The organism is Sphingopyxis sp. TUF1, assembly GCF_036687315.1.
In the GTDB taxonomy this organism is placed as follows: domain Bacteria; phylum Pseudomonadota; class Alphaproteobacteria; order Sphingomonadales; family Sphingomonadaceae; genus Sphingopyxis; species Sphingopyxis kveilinensis.
Genome location: NZ_CP144683.1, coordinates 2,037,271 through 2,062,621, shown reverse-complemented (window position 1 = coordinate 2,062,621; position 25,351 = coordinate 2,037,271). Strand labels below are relative to the sequence as shown.

At 65.3% G+C, this 25,351-nt stretch carries 24 protein-coding genes; 11 read left to right on the top strand and 13 right to left on the bottom strand.

What is annotated here, in order from left to right:
- Positions 1-20 precede the first annotated feature (20 nt).
- The 3 genes from VSX77_RS09765 to mdh form a co-directional block, all read right to left on the bottom strand.
- Positions 21-2,843, bottom strand: a complete 2,823-nt coding sequence (locus VSX77_RS09765; protein ID WP_338424415.1) for a 2-oxoglutarate dehydrogenase E1 component — start codon at positions 2,841-2,843, stop codon at positions 21-23.
- An 81-nt stretch (positions 2,844-2,924) separates the two neighbouring features.
- Positions 2,925-3,815, bottom strand: coding sequence for a succinate--CoA ligase subunit alpha (gene sucD / locus VSX77_RS09760; RefSeq protein WP_338424414.1), 891 nt, complete (start codon positions 3,813-3,815; stop codon positions 2,925-2,927).
- 59 nt (positions 3,816-3,874) lie between these two features.
- Positions 3,875-4,837 (bottom strand): malate dehydrogenase, encoded by a 963-nt coding sequence (mdh, locus tag VSX77_RS09755; protein WP_338424413.1) that lies wholly within the window; start codon positions 4,835-4,837, stop codon positions 3,875-3,877.
- Between the two features lie 285 nt (positions 4,838-5,122).
- Here mdh and VSX77_RS09750 point away from each other — a divergent pair, with 285 nt between their 5' ends.
- Positions 5,123-6,166, top strand: a complete 1,044-nt coding sequence (locus VSX77_RS09750; RefSeq protein ID WP_338424412.1) for a polysaccharide deacetylase family protein — start codon at positions 5,123-5,125, stop codon at positions 6,164-6,166.
- Here VSX77_RS09750 and zapE read toward each other — a convergent pair.
- From zapE to VSX77_RS09735, 3 genes are read right to left on the bottom strand one after another with little or no spacing between them, the layout of a single operon-like run.
- On the bottom strand, positions 6,119-7,258 hold the full coding sequence (gene zapE / locus VSX77_RS09745; RefSeq protein WP_338424411.1) for a cell division protein ZapE: 1,140 nt from the start codon (positions 7,256-7,258) through the stop codon (positions 6,119-6,121). The genes VSX77_RS09750 and zapE overlap by 48 nt on opposite strands.
- A complete protein-coding gene (locus tag VSX77_RS09740; RefSeq protein ID WP_338424410.1) occupies positions 7,255-7,743 on the bottom strand; it encodes a PaaI family thioesterase in 489 nt (162 codons plus the stop codon). The genes zapE and VSX77_RS09740 overlap by 4 nt, the downstream gene beginning before the upstream one ends.
- Entirely contained in the window at positions 7,740-8,522 is a 783-nt protein-coding gene (locus tag VSX77_RS09735) for a succinate dehydrogenase iron-sulfur subunit (protein WP_338424409.1), read from the bottom strand. The genes VSX77_RS09740 and VSX77_RS09735 overlap by 4 nt, the downstream gene beginning before the upstream one ends.
- A gap of 128 nt (positions 8,523-8,650) precedes the next feature.
- On the opposite strand from VSX77_RS09735, the gene VSX77_RS09730 reads away from it, so the two are divergent.
- Genes VSX77_RS09730 through VSX77_RS09710 form a run of 5 tightly spaced genes read left to right on the top strand, consistent with a single transcriptional unit; the run spans position 8,651 to position 13,566 of the window.
- Positions 8,651-10,195, top strand: coding sequence for a lipopolysaccharide biosynthesis protein (locus VSX77_RS09730; RefSeq protein WP_338424408.1), 1,545 nt, complete (start codon positions 8,651-8,653; stop codon positions 10,193-10,195).
- Complete coding sequence (locus VSX77_RS09725) at positions 10,192-10,902, top strand: HAD-IB family phosphatase (RefSeq protein WP_338424407.1); 711 nt, start codon at positions 10,192-10,194, stop codon at positions 10,900-10,902. The genes VSX77_RS09730 and VSX77_RS09725 overlap by 4 nt, the downstream gene beginning before the upstream one ends.
- Positions 10,902-12,041, top strand: a complete 1,140-nt coding sequence (locus VSX77_RS09720) for a hypothetical protein (RefSeq protein WP_338424406.1) — start codon at positions 10,902-10,904, stop codon at positions 12,039-12,041. Before VSX77_RS09725 ends, VSX77_RS09720 begins: the two co-directional genes overlap by 1 nt.
- Positions 12,038-13,141 carry a CDP-alcohol phosphatidyltransferase family protein gene (locus VSX77_RS09715; protein WP_338424405.1) on the top strand — a complete coding sequence of 368 codons (1,104 nt, stop codon included), beginning with the start codon at positions 12,038-12,040 and terminating at the stop codon, positions 13,139-13,141. The genes VSX77_RS09720 and VSX77_RS09715 overlap by 4 nt, the downstream gene beginning before the upstream one ends.
- Positions 13,138-13,566, top strand: coding sequence for an HIT family protein (locus VSX77_RS09710; protein ID WP_338424404.1), 429 nt, complete (start codon positions 13,138-13,140; stop codon positions 13,564-13,566). The genes VSX77_RS09715 and VSX77_RS09710 overlap by 4 nt, the downstream gene beginning before the upstream one ends.
- On the opposite strand, the gene VSX77_RS09705 is transcribed toward VSX77_RS09710, so the two are convergent.
- Genes VSX77_RS09705 through VSX77_RS09695 form a run of 3 tightly spaced genes read right to left on the bottom strand, consistent with a single transcriptional unit; the run spans position 13,554 to position 16,029 of the window.
- On the bottom strand, positions 13,554-14,318 hold the full coding sequence (locus VSX77_RS09705) for a phosphocholine cytidylyltransferase family protein (RefSeq protein WP_338424403.1): 765 nt from the start codon (positions 14,316-14,318) through the stop codon (positions 13,554-13,556). The two genes, VSX77_RS09710 and VSX77_RS09705, sit on opposite strands and share 13 nt — an antisense overlap.
- Complete coding sequence (locus VSX77_RS09700; RefSeq protein WP_338424402.1) at positions 14,315-15,109, bottom strand: nucleotidyltransferase family protein; 795 nt, start codon at positions 15,107-15,109, stop codon at positions 14,315-14,317. The genes VSX77_RS09705 and VSX77_RS09700 overlap by 4 nt, the downstream gene beginning before the upstream one ends.
- The gene (locus tag VSX77_RS09695) at positions 15,106-16,029 is read right to left on the bottom strand and encodes an alpha/beta hydrolase (RefSeq protein ID WP_338424401.1); all 924 of its coding nucleotides are present in this window, start codon (positions 16,027-16,029) and stop codon (positions 15,106-15,108) included. The genes VSX77_RS09700 and VSX77_RS09695 overlap by 4 nt, the downstream gene beginning before the upstream one ends.
- Positions 16,030-16,153: 124 nt before the next feature.
- Here VSX77_RS09695 and VSX77_RS09690 point away from each other — a divergent pair, with 124 nt between their 5' ends.
- The 4 genes from VSX77_RS09690 to VSX77_RS09675 are packed head-to-tail and all read left to right on the top strand — an operon-like array spanning position 16,154 to position 20,007.
- Entirely contained in the window at positions 16,154-16,984 is an 831-nt protein-coding gene (locus tag VSX77_RS09690; protein ID WP_338424400.1) for a diacylglycerol/lipid kinase family protein, read from the top strand.
- Complete coding sequence (locus VSX77_RS09685; RefSeq protein WP_338424399.1) at positions 16,981-17,829, top strand: metallophosphoesterase family protein; 849 nt, start codon at positions 16,981-16,983, stop codon at positions 17,827-17,829. The genes VSX77_RS09690 and VSX77_RS09685 overlap by 4 nt, the downstream gene beginning before the upstream one ends.
- A gap of 49 nt (positions 17,830-17,878) precedes the next feature.
- Positions 17,879-18,970: a hypothetical protein gene (locus VSX77_RS09680; protein WP_338424398.1), complete on the top strand. Its 1,092-nt coding sequence runs from the start codon at positions 17,879-17,881 to the stop codon at positions 18,968-18,970.
- Positions 18,967-20,007, top strand: a complete 1,041-nt coding sequence (locus tag VSX77_RS09675) for a phosphotransferase (RefSeq protein WP_338424397.1) — start codon at positions 18,967-18,969, stop codon at positions 20,005-20,007. Before VSX77_RS09680 ends, VSX77_RS09675 begins: the two co-directional genes overlap by 4 nt.
- A gap of 175 nt (positions 20,008-20,182) precedes the next feature.
- On the opposite strand, the gene VSX77_RS09670 is transcribed toward VSX77_RS09675, so the two are convergent.
- Positions 20,183-20,551 carry a VOC family protein gene (locus tag VSX77_RS09670; RefSeq protein ID WP_338427250.1) on the bottom strand — a complete coding sequence of 123 codons (369 nt, stop codon included), beginning with the start codon at positions 20,549-20,551 and terminating at the stop codon, positions 20,183-20,185.
- A 114-nt stretch (positions 20,552-20,665) separates the two neighbouring features.
- A complete protein-coding gene (locus VSX77_RS09665) occupies positions 20,666-22,159 on the bottom strand; it encodes a trypsin-like peptidase domain-containing protein (protein ID WP_338424396.1) in 1,494 nt (497 codons plus the stop codon).
- 352 nt (positions 22,160-22,511) lie between these two features.
- Here VSX77_RS09665 and VSX77_RS09660 point away from each other — a divergent pair, with 352 nt between their 5' ends.
- The gene (locus VSX77_RS09660; protein ID WP_338424395.1) at positions 22,512-23,210 is read left to right on the top strand and encodes an outer membrane protein; all 699 of its coding nucleotides are present in this window, start codon (positions 22,512-22,514) and stop codon (positions 23,208-23,210) included.
- Between the two features lie 58 nt (positions 23,211-23,268).
- Here the strand turns inward: VSX77_RS09660 and hflC are convergent, their stop codons facing one another.
- Both hflC and hflK read right to left on the bottom strand, forming a co-directional pair.
- Positions 23,269-24,120 carry a protease modulator HflC gene (gene hflC / locus VSX77_RS09655; RefSeq protein ID WP_338424394.1) on the bottom strand — a complete coding sequence of 284 codons (852 nt, stop codon included), beginning with the start codon at positions 24,118-24,120 and terminating at the stop codon, positions 23,269-23,271.
- On the bottom strand, positions 24,120-25,283 hold the full coding sequence (gene hflK, locus VSX77_RS09650; RefSeq protein ID WP_338424393.1) for a protease modulator HflK: 1,164 nt from the start codon (positions 25,281-25,283) through the stop codon (positions 24,120-24,122). Before hflK ends, hflC begins: the two co-directional genes overlap by 1 nt.
- Positions 25,284-25,351: the final 68 nt, after the last annotated feature.

Genomic DNA, 25,351 nt, shown 5'->3' with positions numbered 1-25,351 from the left:
CAGATGCAGTTCCTTGGGGCTCAGGCTTTATTCTTGGTACGGCGGATTTCGGCGCGAACCGACAGGCCGAGCGCGTCGGCGACGAGCGCCGACTGTTCGGTCTGGTGGCGGCTCATCAGCCCGGTCGCGGGCGATGCTGCGGAGGCGCGACCGGCATAGCGTGGACGCATATTCTTCTTGCCCGCCTCGATCAGCGATTCCTCGATCAGTTCGTTGACGAAGAACCAGGCGCCGTTGTTGCGCGGTTCTTCCTGCGCCCAGACGACATCCTCCAGCTTCGGCATCCGCTTCAGCCGGATCGCCAGCGCTTCGCCGGGGAAAGGATAAAGTTGTTCGATGCGGATCACCGTCGTGTCGGTCAGGCCCGCGGCATCGCGCGCCTCCATCAGGTCGTAGCCGACCTTGCCCGAACACAGGACGACGCGCTTGATGTCCTTGTCCGCGGGCGGCGTACGATCCGACATGATGCGGCGGAAATGCGCGTCGCCGATGAAGTCGCTGCGCTGCGACACTGCAAGCTTGTGGCGCAGCAACGATTTCGGCGTCATGATGATCAGCGGCTTGCGAAACGAACGCAGCATCTGGCGGCGCAGGACGTGGAAATAGTTCGACGGGGTCGAAATATTGCACACCTGAATATTGTCGCCTGCGCAGAGTTGCAGGAAGCGTTCGAGGCGCGCCGAGCTATGCTCCGGCCCCTGCCCTTCATACCCGTGGGGCAGCAGCATCACGAGCCCGTTGGCGCGCAGCCACTTGGCTTCGCCCGCCGCGATGAACTGGTCGATCATGATCTGCGCGCCGTTGGCAAAGTCGCCGAACTGCGCTTCCCACAATACCAGACTCTTCGGATCGGCCATCGCATAGCCATATTCGAAGCCGAGCACGCCATATTCGGACAGCGGGCTGTCGAGCACCTCGAACCGGCCGTGCGGCACGGTCGTCAGCGGCACATATTTCTCTTCGGTTTTCTGATCGACCCACACCGCGTGGCGCTGGCTGAAGGTGCCGCGGCCCGAATCCTGACCCGACAGGCGCACCTGATAACCTTCGCTGAGCAAGGTGCCAAAGGCGAGGCTTTCGGCAGTCGCCCAGTCGAACACCTCGGCGTCACTCTTGTCGGCGAACATTGCGGCGCGACCGTCGATCACGCGGCGCAGCGTTTTGTGGACCTCGACATCGTCGGGGATCGTCGTCAGCGTGCGGCCGATCGAATCGAACAGCTTTTCCGACACGCCGGTCGCGATGTTGCGGCGGGCATTTTCGGAATCGGTCGGTGCATAGAGACCCGACCAGCGGCCGGCGAACCAGTCGGCCTTGTTCGGTTTATAGCTTTTTGCCGCCTCGAAATCGCCTTCCAGCCGCGCGACAAATTCGGCGCGGCGCGCATCGGCCCAGCCGGCATCGATCACGCCCTCGGCCTCCAGCTTCGCGGCGCACAGCTGCGACACCGGCGGATGCTTGCGGATGCGCTCGTACATCAACGGCTGGGTGAACGACGGTTCGTCGCCCTCATTATGGCCGAAGCGGCGATAGCACCACATGTCGATGACGACGTCGCGCTTGAACTGCTGACGGAAATCGATCGCGAGCTTGCACGCAAAGGTCACCGCTTCGGGATCGTCGCCGTTGACGTGCAGGATCGGCGCCTGAACGCCCTTCGCGACATCCGATGGATAGGGTGACGATCTGGCAAATTGCGGGCTGGTAGTGAAACCGATCTGGTTATTAACGATGAAGTGAATACAACCGCCGGTGTTGTAACCCCGGATGCCGGAGAAGCCGAGGCATTCCCACACGATCCCCTGTCCCGCAAAGGCGGCGTCGCCGTGGATCAGCACGGGTAGCACCTGTTCATGCTTGACCAGATCGTCGCGAACAACTTGCTGCGCGCGCACCTTGCCGAGCACGACCGGATCGACCGCCTCAAGGTGCGAGGGGTTGGGGACGAGCGACATATGCACCGACGCGCCGCCGAACTCGCGGTCGGTCGATGTGCCGAGGTGATATTTGACGTCGCCCGAACCACCAACGTCGTCGGGATTCGCGCTGCCGCCCGAAAATTCGTGAAAGATCACCTGATAGGGTTTGGCCATGACGTTCGCCAGCATGTTCAGCCGCCCGCGGTGCGCCATGCCGTAAACGATTTCCCTGACGCCGTACTGGCCGCCATATTTGATGATCGCTTCCATCGCGGGGATCATGCTCTCGCCGCCGTCGAGCCCGAACCGCTTGGTGCCGACATATTTGCGCGCAAGGAATTTTTCCCATTCCTCGGCCTCGATCACCTTGTTCAGGATGGCGCGTTTGCCCTCGACCGAAAATTCGATGATCTTGTCGGCGCCCTCCATCCGCTCCTGCAGGAACTGGCGCTCCTCGATGTCGGCGATATACATATATTCAAGGCCGACCGAGCCGCAGTAGTTCGCCTGCAGGATCGCCACGATCTCGCGCACCGTCGCCTTTTCCAGCCCCAGCGTGCCGCCCAGCCAGATCTGCCGATCGAGGTCGGCGCCGGCGAAGCCGTGATATTCGGGGGTCAGGTCGGCGGGCAACTCGCGCTGGCTGAGTCCCAGCGGGTCGAGATTGGCGGCGAGATGCCCGCGCACGCGATAGGTGCGGATCAGCATCATCGCGCGGATCGAATCATTCGCCGCACGCTCGACCTCGGCACTCGACAAGGGCGCGCCCGCCTTCGCCGCGGCAGCCTTAACCGCGACCTGCATCTGCTGCGGGTCGAGCGCGGCGGTCAGGTCGTCGCTGTCGATGACCGGCCAGTTCTTCGGCGCCCAGCTGGGGCCGGCCTGCGGCTCGTCGATGTCGAAGCTTTGTCTCTCGAGGTTCATTTCTTTTCCGCGGGGAGGGAGGAGTGGATTCTATATGGGGAGCGGAGGCCCGCCGACAAAGGACGCCGGCGGGCCGCCAGCTCAGACGCGTTCCTTCAGCACTTCGGCGAGCGTCGTGCCGAGTTCCGACGGGCTCGCCGACACCTTGATGCCGGCGGCTTCCATCGCCGCGATCTTGCTTTCGGCGTCGCCCTTGCCGCCCGACACGATCGCGCCGGCGTGGCCCATCCGGCGGCCCGGAGGCGCCGTGCGGCCCGCGATGAAACCGGCCATCGGCTTCTTGCGGCCGCGCTTGGCTTCGTCGATCAGGAACTGCGCGGCCTGTTCTTCGGCATCGCCGCCGATTTCGCCGATCATGATGATCGACTTGGTCGCTTCGTCTGCAAGGAATAGTTCGAGCACGTCGATGAAGTTGGTGCCGTTGACCGGATCGCCGCCGATGCCGACCGCGGTGGTCTGACCCAGCCCGACGTTCGAGGTCTGGAACACGGCTTCATAGGTCAGCGTGCCCGAGCGCGAAACGACGCCGACGCTGCCCTTCTTGAAGATGTTGCCGGGCATGATGCCGATCTTGCACTCTTCCGGCGTCAGCACGCCGGGGCAGTTCGGACCGATGAGGCGCGACTTCGAACCCGACAGCGCGCGCTTCACCTTGACCATGTCGAGCACGGGAATGCCCTCGGTGATGCAGACGATCAGTTCGATCTCGGCATCGATCGCCTCAAGGATCGAATCAGCGGCGAACGGCGGCGGCACATAGATGACCGACGCGGTCGCGCCGGTCGCATGTTTCGCTTCGTCGACGGTGTTGAACATCGGCAGGCCAATATGCGTCGTCCCGCCCTTGCCCGGTGTCACGCCGCCGACCATCTGCGTGCCATAGGCGAGCGCCTGTTCGGTGTGGAAGGTGCCGGTGGCTCCGGTCATCCCTTGCGTGATGACCTTGGTATTCTTGTCGATCAGAATGCTCATCTAAATTCTCCCGGGGAGCATCAACGGCCCGACGAGAAATGCCGGGCCGCATAAAAGGGTCAGGCCAGCGACGGATCCAACTTTTTGCATGCGTCAAGCAGTTCCTTCACCGCATCGACCGAGACCTGCAGGCCCGCCTTGTCGGCATCGTCGAGTTCGATCTCCACGATTTTCTCGACGCCGCCCGCGCCGATCATCACCGGCACGCCGACGTACAGGCCATCAACGCCATATTGGCCATCGACATAGGCGGCGCAGGGCAGGATGCGCTTCTGGTCGCCCAGATAGGCTTCGGCCATTGCGATGCCGCTCGCGGCCGGCGCGTAGAAGGCCGAGCCGGTGCCGAGCAGCGCGACGATTTCGCCGCCGCCGCCGCGGGTGCGCTTGACGATCGCGTCGATCTTGTCCTGCGACGAAAGGCCCATCTTGACCAGGTCGGGAACGGGGATGCCGTTGACCGTCGAATAGCGGACGACGGGGACCATCGTGTCGCCATGGCCGCCGAGCACGAAGGTGTTCACATCCTTCACCGACACGTCGAATTCGTCGGCGATGAAGTGGCTGAAACGCGCCGAGTCGAGCACGCCGGCCATGCCGACGACCTTGTTGTGGGGGAGACCCGAGAACTCGCGCAGCGCCCAGACCATCGCATCCAGGGGATTGGTGATGCAGATGACGAAAGCGTCGGGGGCATTCGCCTTGATGCCTTCGCCGACCGCCTTCATGACCTTCAAATTGATGCCGAGCAAATCGTCGCGGCTCATGCCGGGCTTGCGCGCGACACCCGCGGTGACGATGATGACGTCGGCGCCGGCAATGTCGGCATAGTCATTCGAGCCGGTGATCTTCGCGTCGAAGCCCGCGATCGGACCGACCTGCGACAGGTCGAGCGCCTTGCCCTGCGGCACGCCTTCGACGACGTCGAACAGGACGACGTCGCCGAGTTCCTTCTGCGCGGCGAGCAGCGCCAGCGTCCCGCCGATATTCCCGGCTCCGATCAATGCGATCTTCTTGCGTCCCATGGCGCGCGGCACTCCCTTCCTGGCAAGCCCGGCAATTGGTTCACAGACCGGCAGGAGCACGGGCTAAAGCTCCGGTTCCGGTCCCAAGACTGCGACGCCCCTACGCCGATTCCGTTAACGAAACAACCGCGAAAAGCGCGATTTCCCGGCTTTTTATGCTAATAGTTCGCAATATCTTTTATCGACGCGACGAAGAGTTTCTCGATAGCGATTACCCGCTGCCGCGCGCGCGCCCCGTAGCGGCGGATTAACCCTCCCTTATCCCCGCTTTGTTACGCGCGATCGGTGACGCGCGCGATCATCAGTTTCGATATCGAATTGTCGGCCGGCCTCTATCAGCGGGGCGAGGACGCGCGCGCCAATTTCGAAAGCTCGATCCTCGGCCGTTGCCGCGAGGGCGATTTCGGCATCATGTTCCAGATGGATATGCTGGAAAAATACGGCCTCAAGGGCGTGTTTTTCGTCGATCCGATGCCGGCGCTCGTTCACGGGCCATCGATTGTCCGCGACATCGTGGCGGCGATCGTCGCGCGCGGGCACGAGGTACAGCTCCATATCCACACCGAATGGCTCGCCTTCGCGCGCTTCAACCCGGTCGGGCGGCTGACCGGGCGCAACATCGGCGACTTCCCGCTCGGCGCGCAGAAAAAGCTGATTGGGCTCGCCGCCGACATGCTGGTGCGCGCCGGTGCACCCGATCCGGTCGCCTTTCGCGCGGGCAATTTCGGCGCTAACGATGATACGCTCCGCGCGCTCGCCGCGCTCGGCTTTGCCTATGACAGCAGCTTCAATGGCGCCTATGTGGGCCATGGCTGCGACATCGCGCTCGACCGCACCAATATCGGGATGCGGATGCATCATGGCGTGTGCGAAGTGCCGGTCAGCGGGCTGATGGACCGCGCCGACAGCTTTCGCCCGGCGCAGCTCTGCGCCATGTCCGAGGAGGAAATGCGCGACGCGCTGGGTCATGCGGCAGACAGCGGCGCGATCCAGTTCTCCGCCTTCAGCCACAGTTTCGAGCTTTTGAGCCGCGACCGCGCAGTCCCTAACCGCTTGGCGATCGCACGTATGGAGGCGCTGTGCCAGACAGTCGCAACGGACCCGCGTGTAACCAACGGCGGCTTCGCCGACCTGCCGCCACCCCCGGCCCAACCGGGGCCGATCGGGATGCCCGAACCGCGACCGCTGCGAACGTTACGCAGGACCGCCGAGCAGGCGGCAGGGCATCTCGCCCACGAGGTGCGCTATGTCCGCAGCCTCGCCTATGTCACCGCCAATACCTCACGTTGGGGGAAGATTGCCGGGGGCATCCTCCTGGCCATGGCCTAAGGCAAGATAATCGTCCGACTGCATTTCGGCGAGGCGGCTCGCCGTGCGCTCGAACTCGAACGCACCGTCGCCCGCGACATAAATCTGGTCGGGCATCGCCGCCGCGCTTGCGAGCAGCTTGACCTTATATTCGTACAGCGCGTCGATCAGCGTCACGAAGCGCGCCGCCTCGTTGCGGTTCTCCGGCCCCATGCGCGGAATGCCGACGATGATCACGGTGTGGAAATGCTGCGCGACCGCCAGATAATCGGCGGCGCCGCGCGCCTCGCCGCACAAGCGCTTGAACGAAAAAACCGCGACGCCTTTCAGCGCTTTCGGCACATGCAGCGTCCGTCCGCCGCCGACGTCGAGGTCGAGCGACGGAACATGCGCGCGGTCCTCGGGCGGATAATCGGTGAGGCGGAAAAAAGCCGCCGAGAGCGCCGCGCTCGCTTCATCGTCGGCGGGCACGAACCAGCGCGCGCCGTCGCCCAGCCGGTCGCGGCGATAATCGGTCGGGCCATTCAGTCCCATTACGTCGAGCCGATCCTCGACCAGCGCGATGAACGGCAGGAAATGCTCACGGTTGAGCCCATCCTTGTAGAGATCCTTCGGCGGCCGGTTCGACGTCGCGACCATCGTCAACCCGCGGTCGATCAGCGCGGTGAACAGGCGCGAGAGGATCATCGCGTCAGCACTGTTGTTCACCACCATCTCGTCGAAAGCGAGGCAGCGGACATTCGCCGCCAGCGCGTCGGCAACAAGCGGGATGGGATCGCCGCTCTCGCTCTTCCGGGCTTCGCGCATCCGCGCGTGGACATCGATCATGAAGGCGTGGAAATGAACACGCTGCTTCCGCTCGATCGACAGCTGGTCGTAGAACAGGTCCATCAGCATCGACTTGCCGCGCCCGACCGCGCCCCACAGATAGACGCCGCGCAGCGCCTCGGGCTTACGGCCCGCAAGGCGCCAGAGCAGGCTGCCGCGTTTCGGCACCGCTTCCAGCTCCGTCTGCAAATGATCGAGCCGGACCGCGGCGGCGCGCTGTTGGGGGTCGGGGCGCAGCTCGCCTGCCGCGACGAGCGCGTCGTAAGTCGCAAGAACGGTGGTCATTTGCTCGCCTTGCGGATCGTTCCCGCAAAGCTGAGCACGATATGGCTATCGTCATCGCCCTGCACGACGAGGCCGCGCAGGAAGATGAGCCGCCCCGTTTCGCGCACCAGCTCGACCACGGCATCGAGCGGCTCGCCCACGCGCCCGGCGCCCACGAACTGCGTCGAAAGGTCGAGCGTCACCGAATGACCGGCATTGAGCGATCCAAACTGGTGCGACGCCGCAAACAGCGCGACGTCGACCAGCGCCAGCGTCACCGCGCCATGAACATTGTCGCCAAGGTTGCTGTGCTTGCGCTCCGGAACCATCCGCACCCGCGCGCGCGGACGCCCGTCGGCGGTTGGCGCTTCCATGCGCACCGTCAGCGGTTCGATAAAGCTGTTGAAACGCGTGGGGTCTTTCAGGTCCCAGCTGGCCCAGCCGCCCTCAAGTTCCTCGGCGCTGAAATACTCGCGGCGCTTCGGTTCCTCGATCCCGTCGTTCACACCTGCCGCTCGGCCTCGAGCTTTTTGATCTCGGCAATCGCGCGCGCGGGGCTAAGCCCCTTGGGGCACGCATTGGCGCAGTTCATGATCGTGTGGCAGCGATAGAGGCGGAAGGGATCTTCCAGCTCGTCGAGCCGCTCGCCAGTCATCTCGTCGCGGCTGTCGGCGAGCCAGCGATACGCCTGAAGCAGGATCGCGGGACCAAGGAATTTGTCGCTGTTCCACCAATAGCTGGGGCAGCTGGTCGAGCAGCAGGCGCACAGGATGCACTCATACAGCCCATCAAGCTTTTCGCGTTCGGCGGGTGATTGCAGCCGTTCCTTGCCGCTCGGCGTCGTCGTCTTGGTCTTGAGCCAGGGTTCGATCGACGCATATTGCGCGTAGAAATGGGTGAAATCGGGGACCAGATCCTTGATGACGTCCATCGACGGCAGCGGGGTGATCGTGATGTCGCCCTTCAGATCTTCGATCGCGGTGGTACAGGCGAGGCCATTCTTGCCGTTCATGTTCATCGAACAGCTGCCGCAGATGCCCTCGCGGCACGAGCGGCGGAAGGTCAGCGTCGAATCCTGCTCGCTCTTCATCTTGATGAGCGCGTCGAGCACCATCGGACCGCATGTATCGGTGTCGATCTCGAACGTGTCGAAATGCGGGTTCTGCCCCTTGTCGGGGTCGTAACGATAGACTTTGAATTTTTTGACGTTGCTCGCGCCTTCGGCCTTGTGGACCTTGCCGCCCTTTTGCGGGCGGCTGTTCTTGGGCAGGCGGAATTCGGCCATGTCGGGCTCCAATGATGCAGTCGCGGGATCGACTAGACCCGATTGGCGGCGCCGACAAGGGGGTGATGCGCCGCCGATGCGCGAAAGCCGCTGGCGGCGCGCCGGTCGAGCCGCTAGGTGCGGCAAGGATGAGCGAAGCTGCCGACCATCCTGCCGTCACCAGCCGCAGCGTCGCGCGCGGACTCGGCACGACGGTGCTCGCGCGCCTTGGTGCGGTGGTCGAAATCATCGCGCAGCCGCTCTATGTCCTGATGTTCGGGCTCGCAGGCTATGGTCTTTATGCGGTGCTGTGGGCGGCGGTGAACCTCATCGAGAATATCTTTGACCTCGGTATGACCAGCGCGATGCAGCGGACCGTCCCGCAATCGGCAAGCGATGCCGAAGCGGCGGCGGCGCTGCGCACCGCGATGATTTTCGGCGTCGGCCCATGCATCCTTGTCGCCGCGCTGATTTCGCTGTTCGCCGCGGAGCTCGGCCCGCTCCTCAATGTCGCGGCTAAGGATCGCGAGCTGGTCATCCCGGCGATCAAGATTTTCGTCTGGGCGCTGCCGCTGTGGGCCTTCGTCGAAATCGCGACGTCGGCGCTGCGCGCGCGCATGGTGTTCGGCGCCGAAATCCGGCTCAGGATCGTGTGGGAACAATTGCTGCGCCTCGTGTTCGCGGGCCTCTTCTTTGCCGGTGGCCTCGGCCTCAAGGGGCTGTTCATCGCCCACCTCTGCTCGCTGGCGATCACCGCGGCGCTGTCGGTCCGCCTGCTTGCGCAGCAATATAGCTTTGCCGATCTCTGGCGCGGTCCCTGGGCGAGCCGGACGTCGCGCGACACCTTTTGGGCGGGGCTGTCGATCCTGCCGTCGAACATCATTACACGGCTGTTCGGTGACGCGCCCGCGCTGGTCCTCAACATGCTGCTCCCCGGCGCGGCCGGCGCCGCGGCGGCGGGCCTCTTCACCATCGCGCGCAAATTGTCGAGCGTCGTCCAGCTTGTGCGCATCGCCTTCACTTATGTGATGGCGCCGCTCGCCGCCAGCGCCGAACGGCGCGACCGGCGGCAGGTTGCCGACATTTATGCCTATGCAACGCGGCTGATCGCGGCGATCGCGCTGCCGCTCGCCGCGGTGCTCGCCGCGGGCAGCGCGTCATTGCTCAGCCTGTTCGGCGATCAGGCGCAGACGGCGCAGGCGGCTCTGGTCATCCTGCTCTTCGCGCGCGCGGCCGAAGCGGTGCTCGGCATTTCGGCGCCGGTGCTTCAAGTCGTCGCCGCCTTTCGCCACCAGCTGACCGCCAGCATCATCGGGGTGGCGGTGGCTGTCGCGGCCGGGTGGCTGATGGTCGGCCATGTCGATCCGCTGACCGGCGTCACGCTGGCGACCGCGATCGGACTCGTCGCGATGGCCGCGATCCCGACGCTGCAACTCGCCTTGGTCGAGCGGCTGCATCCATTCGATATGCAATTCCCGTCGGTGGCGCTGCGCGGGATCGGCATCACCATTGCTGCGGGGATTGCTGCGATACTCGCCGACCTCTTGCCCGATCCCGTTGCCCTGCCGCTGCTCCTCGCCATCGCTGCCTTAGCAATCTGGCTGGCGCTGCGCTTTGCGCTGCCGCTCGCCGACCGTGCCTCGCTCGGCAAGACCGCGCATCGCCTTCGCCTGATCGGACCCGCCGAGCGATGACCGATATTCCGCTCCGCGTCGCCGTCTATGATCTTGACCGCACCGTGCTGCGGACGCCGACCTTCACGCTGTTTCTGCTGTGGGCAGCGTGGCGCGAGACCCCGTGGCGGTTGCTGCTGCTCCCTGCGCTCGCGGTGCTGATGATCGGCTATGCGCTCGGCCTGTATGGCCGCGACCGGTTCAAGCCCGCGGCGATCCGCCTCATGCTCGGCCGCACCATAGCGCAGGAGCGCGCCGAGCGGCTCGCCGCGCGGTTCGCCGCGTGGCGGGTGCCGCGCGACGTACCGCCGGGCGCCGCCGCCTGCATCGCGCGCGACCGTTCCGAAGGCTTTCAGCTGTTGATGGCGACCGCGGCGCCCGAATTTTACGCGTACGCGATCGCCGATGCGCTGGGTTTCGACGCCGTCATTGCCTCGCGCCATCGCCGCGACGCCGTCGGAAATTGGTTGCCCGCACTCGAAGGCACCAATTGCTACGGAGCCGAAAAGGCGCGGCGCGTCACCGAGTGGCTTGTTGCGAATGAGCGCGAGGACGCGCATATCCGCGCCTATTCGGACCATGTCAGCGACGCGCCAACCTTTGCGCTTGCGCGCGAGGCGTGGCTCGTCGGGCGCGGCGCCAGGTTCGCGCGGCTCGCCGCACACCATGGCTGGCAGCTCGCCGATTTCGAGGATGCTGCCGCGGGGACGTCGGCAGAGGCTCGTTGATGCGCATCCTCTTCCTCTTCATCGGCGAGCCGCACCACCTGTTCCACGCGCTGCCCATCGCCGCCGAAATGGCCGTGCAAGGTCAAGCAGTCGAGGTCGCGGTGACGAGCGCCGACCATCTGCCCGTCGCACAGCAGGTCATGCTCGCCTATCCTGGCTTTGCGCCGAACATCACCCTGCTCGGACAAAAGGGTCTGCCACACTGGCTCCGCGCGTGTGGTTTGTTCCGCAATCCGCGCCTGCCGATCCTCCTCGACGCGCTGCCCTTTCTTCGCAAGTTCGACGCGATCATCGTTCCCGAACGAACGACAACGGCGATCCGACATTTCCTGCCGCGCCGGACGCGCCTCATCTTCACGCCACACGGCGCGGGCGACCGCGCGATCACCTTTGATGCGCGCGACCGTCATTTCGATTTTGCGCTCGTTGCGGGAGAAAAAAGCGAAGCGCGGATGCTGGACGCGCGAACGATCCGTCCCGGCCATTACGCGGTCACGGGCTATGTGAAGCTCGACCTGATGCGCCGCCTGCAAAAATCGCGCGCGCCGATTTTCGACAATGGGCGGCCGACAATCCTCTATGCCCCGCATTTCCGGCGCGACCTGTCGTCCTGGGATCGGTTCGGGCTCGGGATCATCGACTGGTTCACCGCGCAGGATCGCTACAACCTTGTCGTCGCGCCGCACGTCCGCCTGTTCGCCGAAGCAAGCGAGGCCGAGCGGGTGGCGGTCGAGCGGCTCGCGGTGCCGGACAAAATCCACATCGACCTCGGCTCTGAACGCCTGTTCGACATGAGCTATACCATCGGCGCCGACCTCTATCTGGGCGACGTCAGCAGCCAGGTTTACGAATTTCTCGCCACGCCGCGGCCGTGCATATTCCTCAACGCCCATCAGGTCGATTGGGCGGGCGATCCCGACTATCTTTTCTGGACGCTCGGGGATGTTCTCGATGACATCGCAGAGCTGCCCGCGGCATTCGACGCCGCCTCCGCCCGCCATCCGCTCTATGCCGATGCCCAGCGCGCGCGCCTTGCCGAATCGATCGGTGGCGATCCCGCCGGCGCGGCGGCGCGCGGCGCCGAGGCAATCCTGCACTTTCTTGCAAAGGACGCCGGGCAGGATAAGAGCGGCGGATGACCGACAGCCATTCCCTCCCCGCGCTGACGCCGATCGGCGACAATCCGACCCCGATCTGGGGCATGACCAATGCCGAGCGTTTGCGCCGGCTGGCGCGCGCCGAGGGGTTGCCCGACGTGCCGGGCGCATCGGGCGCGCGGCTTTACGTCAATCTGGCTTATGTCTTTGATCCCGTTTGGCTGCGCCATGTCGTCGCGCTTCCCGGTACGGTGGTGATGGACGGCGATGCGCTGGTGATGGCGCATCTGGTCGGCGGCATGACGCCGGACGACATTGCCGCCAACCGCAGCACGCTGTCGATCATCGACTATCGCGACAATCCGCAAATCTATAACCGCCAGCTGCGCAAGCTCGACTGCCCCTTCATTCAGCCGCTGACCCCTGAAACGCGACGCGCGATCGAGCGGAAAAGCTATTTCGGTGCCTATAAGGGCGTCACCGACGCACTCACCAAATATCTCTGGCCCGAACTCGCGCTGTGGCTGACGCGCGGCGCGGCGAGCATCGGCATGACGCCGAACATGGTCACCGCGATCGGCGCGGCGCTGTGCATCTATGCGACCTATCTCTTCGCTTATGGCCGATATTGGGAAGGGATGCTGGCGGGCTTCATCTTCATGGTGCTCGACACGGTCGATGGAAAGCTCGCGCGCTGCACGATCACCTCGTCGAAATGGGGCAATGTCGCCGACCATGGCGTCGACCTGATCCACCCGCCCTTCTGGTGGTATTTCTGGGGCGTCGGGCTCGGTGCCTGGGGCCTTGCGCTGCCGGATCAGACCTTCCTGCTGGTGATGATTGCGGTGGTCGCGGGCTATGTGCTCCAGCGCGTGATCGAGGGGATGTTCATCAAGGATTTCGGCATGGACGTCCATGTCTGGCGCCGGTTCGACAGCCAGTTTCGCCTGATCACCGCGCGGCGCAACCCCAATTTCGCGATCCTGTTCTTCGCCACCCTCGCCGGACGCCCCGACACCGGGCTGATCGCGGTGGCATGGTGGACGGTCATCTCGCTGCTCGTCCATGCCGTGCAGCTGGTGCAGGCCTATGCGACGCGGCGCGCGGGCAAGCCGATCGTCAGCTGGATGGAGGAAGCATGAACGACACCATCGCCAAATTCGGGCATCCGGCGACGCTGATTGCCGACTATGACCATTGGGTCGTGCTGCTGCGCCCCGCCCAGCCGGTGCTCGGCGCGCTGATCTTGGCGGCAAAATCGGACGCCACGGCGTTCGGCGACCTGCCCGCCGAAGCGCATGCCGAACTCAAGATTGTCACCGCGGCAATCGAGGCCGCACTGGGCCAAGCGGTCGGCTATGCGAAGATCAACTATCTGATGCTGATGATGGTCGATCGCCATGTCCATTTCCACGTCCTGCCGCGCTATGACGGCGAACGCAGCGGCGCGGGGCTGACGGTCGCCGATGCCGGCTGGCCGGGTCAGCCCGATCTGGCGCAGGCGGTAAAGCTGAGCGACGTCCAGATCGCCGCGCTCACCGAGTGGCTCAAACCCTATTTCGCGTAGCGGCCTTCGGCGGCCCATTTGGCGGTGAGCGCCTCGGCGGCCTCGACATCCTGCGGGAAATCGACTTCCTGCCATTCGAGGCCTTCGATCGACACGGTGCTGACGCGGTTGCCCTTGGCGATGATGTCGATCGCGCGCAGGTACCAGCGTTCGACCCCGTCGGGGGTCCGCATCATCTGGTCGACCTGATTGCGGAAGATCGACGGACCGTCGCCGGTAAAGGCCAGCATCCCGATCGATTCGGCGTTGGTATCGGGGGGCAAGAGCCGCTTGCCGATCTGGTGCAGCCGTCCCTCGGCGTCGCGGTTCACCTTCATATCGTCGTCGTCATAATCGGCTTTGACATCGACGGTAACGGTGATCGGCTCGTTCGCGCCCTCGATCAACCGCGCGACGATCTCGTCCGACACAATGGTGTCGCCGTTGAGGATGATGAAATCGCGGTCCATTTCTTCGCGCGCAATCCAGCAGGTGCCGAGATTGTCGGCGACCTGAAAGAAAGGGTTGAACAGGGTACGGATGCGCGCGCCGGTGTCGCGATAAAGCTGGAGCGCATGATCCTCGACGCGCTCGGTACGGAAACCCGTGACGACGACGATGTCCTTGACTCCATTCGCGACGAGCGCCGCAACCTGCCAGCTGATGAGGCTGCGCCCGCCCAGTTCGATCAGGCATTTGGGGATGTCGCGCGTCAGGGGCAACAGGCGCGAACCCTGTCCGGCCGACAGGATGATGGCTTTGGTAATGCTCATGGCCGCCGCCCTATAGCCGCTTCGCCCCGCGCGGCAAATATCGCTTCGATCAGCACGATGTCGGCGGGCTTGTCGGCGTCGATGCACGCCTCGGGTTCGGACATCGGCACGACCCTCGCCGCCAGACCAAAGCGCCGCCCCGCCCGCGCGACACCCTGCTGGATTGTGAAGAGGCGCAGCAGCGCGCCGATGAGCAGCCACGGCCCGAACGCCGCAACGATCTTCAGCCCCTTTTTGCGGTCGCGCTCAATCCGCCCCCAAAAATCGAGCAGCGGCAGAACCCGTCGTCCGCGCAGCCGAAACAGATTCGCCCCTGACCACCAGCCGCCGCGGAACTTCAGCCAGGTGCGCCGCGATTCGGGGTAGCGCGTCAGCAGCACATCGCGCTCGACCATCGCGACCGCGACGTCGCTGTCCGCCGCGCCGCGCAGAAATTCAGCGATCATCACCGGAGTCAGCAGCACATTGTCGGCGGTGGTGACGAGCAGCGGATCGTCGCCCGGCGGCAAGGCGGCGGCGAGCGAGCTGCTGATCCCCTGTCCCGATGTAGCAAAATGCAGGTCAGCTATGCCCGCCAGTCCCGGCTCGGCGGCGAGCGCCGCGCTGTCCTGCGCCAAAATGGTGATCGCCCCGACCGCGGGCGCGGCGCGCAGCGCGGTCACGACATGGACGAGCATCGCCTGCCCCGCGATCGGCAGCAGCGCCTTTGTCGACACCCCGGTGCCCTCAAGCAGCGGATCGGGACCGGGACGGCTGCCCGCGAGCACGATCGCCGGGATCGGCCCGTTCATCGCTCCGCGCCCACCGGTGCGATACGGCGCGCGGTGACTCCGCGCAGGAAATCGCTCGCCTCGTCAAGCACCGGCCCGCGGCTGCGAAAGGGCGTGGCGAGCGCCATGACGATCCCGGTGTGGCCGACGCCCGGATAGATGCGCAATGCCGCCGACCCGCCCGCGCGCTCGATCGCAGCCGCCAGATTCTGGCTGTTGCGCGGGCGCACGACCGCATCCGCATCGCCGTGCGCGAGCCACAGCGGCGGCGCATCGCCGCGCGCAAAATGGATCGGCTGGGTGCGTTCGATCGGCCGAACCTTGCCCATCGCCTTGTCGGCGCGGCCGCCCTTTTCGAGTGGCAGGAAGTCATAGGGTCCGGCAAGGCCCGCAACGCCGCGAATGATCGACGGGTCGCTCTTCGCGGCGCGCAGCCATTGCGGATCGAGCGCGAGCATCGCGGCGTTATAGGCGCCTGCCGAATGGCCCATCAGCGCGATGCGGTGGGGATCGCCGCCGAGCTTTGCAATATGCTCGTGCGTCCACGCGACCGCCGCGGCGCTGTCCTCCAGATAGTCGGGCCAATGCGCTTTCGGCACCAGCCGGTAATCGGGGATCACCACGACAAAACCCTGCTGCGCGAGCGCGCGTCCCGCAAAACCATAATGGCCGCGCTCGCCGCTGTTCCAGCCGCCGCCATAGAAAAAAACGACGACGGGCAACCGGTCACCTTCGCGCAGGCTGTCGGGCGCCCAGATGTCGAGCGACTGGCGCGGTCCGCGGCCATAGGGCTGGTCTGCGATCAGCAGCCGCGCGCCGTCGCCCTGCCCCAGCAGCCGGTCGGCCATGTTGAGCGACTTGGCGCCGCCCGCGACGATCATCTTGGCCCCGCCGCCGAACAGCAGCACGAGCAGCAACACCACAAAGAGGATCTTGATCAATCGTCGTCCCTTGAAAAGCCGCGCCGCCATCCCGCCGCGCCCTACAGGCCCGCGACGCGCGGAACAAGCGCGGACCAATGACGCGACGCGCGACCTTTTCCCGGCTCGCGCGTAGAAGAAGGCAATGACCAGCCCCTTTTCCCGCCCCGCCCTTGTCTGCAACAGCCAGAGCGGCAGCCACGACGAGGCCGTCCTCGAAGCGATCGCGGCGGCGTGCCGCGAACGGGGCGCGCCGCTCGCCGCGACCTTTGCGCTGCCCGATGACGCGATCCCCGACGCCGACGCGCTTTCGCGGCGCGACATCGACCTGCTGATCGTCTGGACCGGCGACGGCACGATCAACGCGGCGGCGCGCGGTGCGGCGGGGTGGGACGGCGCGATCCTGCCGCTGCCCGGCGGCACGCTCAACCTCCTGTCGAAGTCGCTCCACGGCGACCGCGACGCACCCGACATATTGGCCGATGCGCTGCGAGGAAACGGGCGTCGGGCCGCAATTCCGATGATCCGGTCGCAGGACGGCGAAGCCTTCATCACCATCGTCGCCGGCCCCGCGACCCGCTGGGCCGAGGTGCGCGAAACGATGCGGCAGGACGGGCTGATCGAAGCGAGCCGCGCCGCGCCCGAGGCGCTCGATGCGATGATGAACGCGCCGGGGGTGCGCATCGCCGGACAGGATCGCGACTGGCCCGCGATCATCCTGACCCCCACCCAGCACGGCATCCGTGCCGAGGGCATCGTCGCCGAGGGCTCGGGCGATGTGCTGCGCCACGGCCTCGCCTGGCTAGGCGGCGATTTTCGCGACGGGCCGACCGAGGCGCTTACAACCGGCGAAACGATCATCCTCGAAGGCGAAGCGCCGATCAGCCTCGAATATGACGGCGAGCTTCGGGAAACGGGATCGCCCGCGCGCTTTGCGCTCGGCACCAGCGCGGTCGATTTCATCGCGACGGCATGAGGCGACTCTTTCATATCAGCGACCTGCATTTCGGGCTCGAAGATCCGGCGGCGCTCGACTGGTTCGGCGATTGCGTGCGCGCCGAGCGCCCCGACGCGGTCCTCATCACCGGCGATCTCACGATGCGCGCGCGCTCCCGTGAATTCGCCGCCGCCTGCGACTGGATCGAAACGCTCGACGTTCCGGTGACGGTCGAGGTCGGCAATCACGACCTCCCCTATTTCAACCCGATCGCGCGCTTCTTCTTTCCCTATCGCCGCATCCGCCGCATCGAGCGGCTCGTCGAGCGCGAAATCGACTTGCCCGGGCTCGCAATCGTACCGCTCAAGACAACCGCGCGCGCGCAGTGGCGGCTCGACTGGTCGAAAGGATGGGTGACCGAAAGCGCGCTGACCCGCACGCTCGCCGCGATCGACGCGCTGCCGCACGGCACCATGGTGCTGGTTACCGCGCATCATCCGCTGGTCGAGGCGGGCACGAAAGGCCGCGCGCTGACCCGCGGCGGCGAACGTGCGCTCGCCGCGCTGGCGAAGCGCGGCGTCGTGGCGGTGCTGACCGGCCACGTCCACGACGCTTTCGATCTCGTGAACCAGACCGCGGGCGGGCCGATCCGCATGATCGGCGCCGGCACGCTGTCGCAGCGAATCCGCTCGACCCCGCCAAGCTTCAACGAGCTGTTGATCGAGGACGGCGCGCTGTCGGTGCGTGTCCGCAACCTCGCCGACGTGCCGACCCCCGACATGCAGATCGCCGACATCCCGCCCGACGCGCTGCCCCCGCGCGACCCCGGCGAGCCTGTTGCGCCCGTCCACGCCGTCCCGCCGGTCGATCCGCCGGTGCATTGACGCCGCCGTCTGTCCCGTTAGGTTGCAACAAAAAACGGGATGAGGAACGATGCTGACCAAGGGCGATGATTACCCGCTGCACCAGAGCGCCGAGCCGATCGCGTTCGCGGGCACCGACCGCAATTTTTACGACCGCTATTTCTTCAACGGCTATGCGCCCGACGGGTCGGTGTTTTTCGCCGCAGCGATGGGTTTTTATCCGCAGCTCGGCATTGTCGATGCCAGCTTTTGCGTCATCCTCGACGGGGTGCAGCATAATCTTCGCGCCAGCCGGCGGTCGGGCGGCGAGCGACTCGACCTGTCGGTCGGCCCGATTGCGATCACGATCGACGCGCCGCTTGAATCATTGACGCTGGACATTGCGCCGAACGATGGCCCCCTTGCGGGTCGGCTGCACTTTGCCGGTCGGCATTTTCCGATCGAGGAACCGCGCTTCACGCGCCGCAACGGCACGCGGCTGTTCATGGACTATACGCGCATGACACAGAACGGCCGCTGGTCGGGCTGGCTGTCGGTCGGCGGCCAGCGCGTCGATGTTACCGACGGCTGGACGGGCACCCGCGACCGCAGCTGGGGCATCCGCCCCGTCGGCGCGAGCGAACCGCAGCCGCCGCCTGAGGGCAATTTCGCGCAATTCTTCTGGTTGTGGACGCCGTGCAATTTCGCCGACCGTTCGATCTTCTTTCACAGCAACGACGACGCCGCGGGCGCGCCGTGGAACCGCCGCGCCGTCATCGTCGCTGACAAGGGGACCGAGACACATTTCGACGACGCACGCTTTGCGGTCGAGTGGCAGCCCGGAACGCGACGCATCGCCGGCCTGTCCGCGGACCTCGGCGGCGACCGGCGGCTGACCTTGACCCCCACCGGCCCCGTTTTCGCGATGAGCGGACTCGGCTATACGCACCCCGTCTGGGGGCACGGGCTCGACCATGGGCCGGAGCTGGCGGTGGCGCACGATGCGCTCGCCGTCGAGGATCGTGGCTGGGGCAATCCGCTCGCAATGCACGTCCAGGCGCTCGTCACCGCCGACCTTTCCGAAGGCGGCACCGTCCACCGCGGCACCGGCGTCCTCGAACAATTGTTCGTCGGGCCGCACGCGCCGACCGGCCTGTCGGGACTGATGGACCCCGCGCCTTGAGCTTTCCCACCGCACCCGACGCGATGACGCCCGACTGGCTCGGCGCGGTGCTGGGGCATCCCGGCCAGCTCCGGAGCTTTGCCGCGGCCAAGGTCGGCACGGGACAGATGTGCGACAGCTTCCGCCTGACGCTCGACTGGGCGGCGGGGGGCGATGGCCCGGCAAGCGTGATCGCCAAATGCCCGAGCCACGACGAAGCCAGCCGCCATATCGCGCGGCTGACCGGCACCTATGTCAAGGAGGTGAGCTGGTATCGCGAGCTGGCCGCGGGCAGCGGCGTCGCGGCGCCGCGGTGCTATCATGCCGAAATCGCCGACGACGAGGTCGATTTCATCCTGATCCTCGGCGACCTCGCCCCTGCGCGACAAGGCGACCAGCTCGCGGGTATCGACGCCGCCGGGCTCGCCCCGTGCATCGAGACCGCGGCGGCACTTCACGCGCTGCTGTGGAACGATCCGCGGCTGGACACGCTACCTTGGCTCGCACGCGACAATGCCGATGTCGTGCGTGCGCTGTTCCCGCAGCTTTATGCGGGATTTCGCGAACGCTATGCGGCGCGGCTCGCGCCCGAGGTGCTGGACCTCGGCGCCGGGATCGCTGCACAGCTCGACCGCTATCTCGCGCGCGAACCGGCGGCGCGGATGATCGTCCACGGCGATCTGCGTATCGACAATATCCTGTTTGCGCCCGGCGGCGCACCTTGCTGGCTCGTCGACTGGCAGACGCTTGGCCGCGGCAGCGGCGCGACCGACCTTGCCTATCTGGTCGGCACCAGCATCGCCGATCCGGCCGAGCGCGCCGCCGCCGACCGGCCGGCGTTCGACCAGTGGATCGCCGCGCTTCGGGCGCGCGGGATAGCGCCCGATCCTGATGCGTTATGGGCCGACTATCGCGTCGGCGCGCTCAGCGGCTATTTCATGGCGGTCTTCGCCTCGATGAGCGTCGAGCGCACGCCGCGCGGCGACGAAATGTTCGCGCTGATGGCCGAACGCCCCGCGCGGCAAGCGCTCGATTTGGGCAGCCTCGACCTGCTTTAGCGGCTAATCGTTGTTCGACCGAACGTCATCCCGGCGAAGGCAGGGGCCCATCACCTGCCGTCGACTATCAAAGGCGCCCTCGCCTTCTGCCTCAAGTCTGAATGATGGGCCCCTGCCTTCGCAGGGGCACGGCGCTGAATATCTGTCGCAGCCCCTCACCATCACGCCTCGCCGCTCATCCCATGATAAAGGCGTTGAGCTTGTTGCCGTCGGGATCGCGAAAATAACCGGCATAAAAGCCTTCGCCGCGCGGTCCCGGAGGGCCCTCGCACGTCCCGCCATTGGCGAGCGCGATGTCGTAAAGCCGGTGGACCTGTTCCTTGTCCTTCGCTTCCAATGCGACCATCACGCCATTGCCGACGCTCGCGGGATTGCCGTCGAATGGCTTGGTCAGACCGATCCCGGCTGCACCGCCCGGCTTGCCCCAGGCGATGAACGTGTCGAACTCCATCATCCGCGGCGTATCCAGCTCGGCAGCGATAGCGTCGTAGAACACCGCCGCGCGCTCCAGATCGTTCGTTCCCAGCATCACATATCCGATCATTGACATTCTCCGATTCGATTGAGTGAACATATTAAGAACATACTCCCGTGCGTGCAAAGAAAAAGGGGCGTTGCGATGGCAACGCCCCTTTGTTCCGTTTCGCGCGCGACGCGATTATTTGACGCGGATTGCGACGAAGGCCGACGGTCCGCCGCGGCGCAGGATTTCCAGCAATACCGCGTCGCGGCCGGCCTTTTTCGCGTCGGAAACGACCTTGGCCAGCGCCTCGGCCGAGGTGACCGGCGTGCGGTTGGCACTGAGGATCGCGTCGCCGCGGCGCAGTCCCTTGCGGCCCGCGTCACTGGTACCCGACACAGCACCGATCACCAGCCCCCTGCTGTCGGCGTCGATGCCGACGGCGCGTGCAATCGCCGGGGTCAACGGCTGCACCGCCATGCCCAGGCTGTTCTGGATCGCCTCATCGGCCGCGCCCGACGGATCCTCGGGCATCGTCTGTTCCTCTTCGGGGTCGAAATTATCCCCGGCGAGCTGCTCTTCGGGCGGGCGCGTACCGACGACGGCATTCAGCGTCATCGTCTTGCCATCGCGCACGATTTCAAGCGGGATGCGCGTGCCCGGCTTGGTGTTTGCTACGATGTAGGACAAGGTCTGCTGCGGCGTCACGTCCTTGCCATTGACCTTCAGCACGACGTCGCCGCGCTTAAGCCCGGCCTTTTCACCCGCCTCACCGGCCTCGACGCGCTGGACGAACTCACCGCGATCTTTGGCCAGCCCGAGCGCCGCAGCCAGATCTTCGGTCACCGGCGCGATGCCGATGCCCAGATAACCGCGCTGCGGCGCTTCGCCCGCGCGCAGCGCCTCGATCACCGGAATCGCTGCTTCGGCGGGGATCGCGAAATTGACGCCGATGTTCGCGCCGACGGGTGAGATCAGCATATTGTTGATGCCGACGACATTGCCCTGCAGGTCGAACAGCGGGCCGCCCGAATTGCCGCGGTTGATCGCGGTATCGGTCTGGATATAGCGGTCATAGGCGCCGCCCTGACCGATGTTACGCTGCACCGCCGAGATAATCCCCGCGGTCACCGTCGAGCCGAGGCCGAGCGGATTGCCGATCGCCACCACCCAGTCGCCGACGCGCGCCGGGCTGCCATCGGCGAATTTGACGAAGGGCAGGCCCGAAGCGTCGATCTTGAGCAGGGCCAAGTCCGACGTCGCGTCGCGGCCGACGATCTTCGCCTTATATTCGCGCTGGTTGGTAAGCGTGACGGTCACTTCGTTCACGGCTTCGCCGCGCGGGCCGCCCGAAATGACGTGGTTATTGGTGACGATGTAGCCGTCGGACGAAATCAGGAATCCCGATCCGCCGCCCTGCTGTTCCTGCGTGATCGGCTCACGCGTCCCCGCGAAAGGATTGAGCCGGACGCCGAGCGTCACTTCCTGTTTGGTCGAGATGTTGACAACCGCGGGCTGCAATTGTTCGACCAGGTCGGCAAAGCTTTCGGGCGCACCCGCGCGCGGGGTGACGCGCGCCATCTCGCTGCGTTCATTCTGCGCGACCTGGGCGCCGACGGGCGACTGGGTAACCAGCGCCAGCGCCGTTCCGCCCATCAACAGCGCCGAAGTGATGCCATATACATAACGCACGATCGCAAATCCTCTTCTCATACGAATTTCAGGAAACGCATTAACCCCGGCGCGGCCTGTCTGGCGCCCCATGGCTTAACGCCGTTTGAACATGAACGATGCTTGTACGGTCGGTTCATCGGTTACCGCCCCTTGTCCCGGACCGCAAGCCGCAGCGTTTCGCAGCTCAAGTGGTGCCCAGATCGCCAGATTCAATCCGCGACGCCGCGCTCACCGAAAAAATGCCGCTTTTCAAGGCTTAGCGGAAAGGACTCCGTCAATGGCACGGAAAGTCGATCGCAAGCGATGTCCCGCGACCCGGCATTCCGTCCGCAGACGGACTCCCCATCCACCGACGGAAAAGGAACGAAGAATGAGATATGCCCTATCGATCGCCGTTGCCCTCGCGGCATTTGCGACCCCGGCCCACGCACAGGAACTGTCGGGCTTTCGCATCGAGGCCCGCGGCGGCTGGGATCAGCTAGGCGGAAAGGCGAGCATCCCCAATCCCGACTATGACGAAGACGACGAAGACAGCGGTCCCGAATATCTGAACGGGTCCGACAAGGATGGTTCGATCGGCTATGGCGTCGAACTCGGCTATGATGTGCAGATGGACGGCGGCTTCGTGATCGGCGGCTATGTCGGCGCCGAACTGTCGGACAGCCGCATGTGCGTCGAACTGATCGAGGACGACTTGAGCTGCACCAAGCTCAAGCGCACCTTCACGCTCGGCGCGCGCGCTGGCCTGCCGATCGGCGAAACCGCGCTGATCTACGTCAAGGGCGGCTATTCGCACGGCAAGCTCAGCACGGTTTACGACCCCGACATCACCGACAATGACGATGAGGAACCGGGCGACATCTTTGAATTTTCAAAGAACCGCAGCGGCTTTCATGCGGGCGGCGGCGTCCAGCTCGGCCTGACCGAGAATGTCTATGCCAAGCTTGAATATGTTTACACCAAATATGGCAGCGGATCCTATCGCATCGGCGACGATGACCAGGATCCGGCGCTCAAGGTGCGGTCCGACCGGCACCAGCTTTCGGCAGGCATCGGATTGCGCTTCTGATGCCTCACTGGGGGCGGGGGGACGCCGACGGCGATCTCCCCGCCCCCTTTTTTCGAGGTCAACCGCCGCTGAAGCGTTTCAGATATTCATTGTCGGGCGACAGGATGATTGACGTCCCGCCCTCGTTATTCTCGCCGAGGAACGTCTGCCGATAGCTCTGCATCGCGCGGTAGAAATCATAGAATTCAGGATCCTTGCCGAAGCTGGCGGCATAGATGCGCGCCGCTTCACCGTCGGCGCTGCCACGGATGATCTGCGCTTCCTTCTGTCCCTCGGCACGAATCGAAATCGCTTCCTGCTGCCGCGCGGTGCGCATCCGGTTGTACGCTGCCTCCAGCGTTGCGCCTTCGGGCAGGTCGGCGCGCTTGATCCTGACGTCGATGATCTCGGCGCCATATTTCTGCGCCTCGCGATTGAGCGCGACCTGAATATTGTCCATCACCGCGCCGCGTTCGGCCGACAGAAGGGTGGCGAAGGTACGCTTGCCCAGTTCGTTGCGCAGCGACGAACCGAGGATCGTCGCGAGCTGCTGCTGCAACCGCTCCTCGGTGCGGATCGCCGTGTACATGCGCACCGGATTGGTGATGCGGAAGCGCGCGAAAGCATCGACCTGCAGACGCTGCTGGTCGGTCGACAGGACCTGCTGCCGCTCCATGTTCACGCCCAGGATGCGCTTGTCGATCAGCTGCACCGAATCGGCGAAGGGCATGGTGAAGAGCAGCCCCGCACCCGACCGGCCGAATTGTTCGCCCTGCTTATACGCGTTTTTGGTGCCATAGACCTCGCCCACGCGGAGCACGACCGCCTGGCGGTCCTCGGGCACGATCGAAACCGTCATCGAAAGCAGAACAAGAACCGCAACGACACCGACGAGCAGACGCACCGGATTGCTGAAAAGCGAACCAAACATCATTCGCCTCCCTTCGTCGCGGCTTCGGGCGCGCGCAGCCGTTTCTGCACTTCGTTGAGCGGCAGATAGGGAGTCACCCCGCGCGCTTCGACAATCGTCTTGTCGACGTTCGACAACACGGCCTCCATCGTTTCATAATAAAGCCGCTGGCGCGTCACTTCGGGCGCCAGCTGATATTGGGCGTAGATCTGTTCGAACGCCGACGTGTCACCGCGCGCGCGTTCCAGCACCTGCTGCTGATAGGCGCGGGCCAGGTTGATCGCGGCTTCGCGCTCCTGCCGCGCCGCGGTGACTTCCTTGAACGCCTCATCGACCTGGCTCGGCGGGTCCGCCTGGCGGATCGCGATGCCCTGAATTGTCACGCCGGCGCGATATTCGTCGAGCAGCGCCTGCATCCGCCGCTGCACCTGCGCCTCGATCTCGACGCGGCCGGGGCCGATCGCCTGCACGAGGTCGAAATTCGCCACGGTGGCGCGCATCGCGCTTTCGGCGACCTCGCGGATCGTGTCCTCGGGATTGGCAAGCTGGAAGAAGAAAAGTTCCGGGCTGCGCACCGACCAGCGGACCTCATAGGCCAGGTCGACGATGCTCTGGTCGCGCGTCAGCACGAAATTCTCGTCGGTCGCATTGGGCGATCCGATTGCCATCGTGCGGATTGCGCGGACGTCCTCCATGCGGATGCGCTCGATCGGCGCGGGCCAAGTCAGTTTCACGCCGGGGCCGACGGTACGCGCGTAGCTGCCAAGCTGCGTCACCACGCCTTCCTTTTCGGGCGGCACGATGTGGAAGGACGAAAAGAACAACCAGACCGCGACGACCGCTAGAACCGCCCATTTCCAGATTCGCCCCGAATCGGTGAGATCGAAGCCTCCGCCACCGCCCGAGCCACCGCCGCCGAAGCCCCCGCGCCCCTTGCGCAGCAGCTCGTCGAGCGCCGAGGGGCCGCGCGGCTTGCGGCCACGGTTGATGTCGATGGGATCGGGCGTGACCCATGGGTTGCGCGGGCCGGGGCGTTTGCCGTCGCCGCCGCCTTTGCCGCCGTCGTCGCCGCCCTTGGGGCCGCCGCCCCACGGGCTGTTGGCCATCAGGCTGATCGAATCAAAAAATTGCCGCAATCCCCGAAGGGTGCGGCGCCCCGTGCTGCCTTCAATCTGGTCGTTCATAATGCTTTTATAGGGGCGGCGGCCGCGATTAACAGGGGGTCCGCGCGAAAATGGCTGGCAAAGCGCGC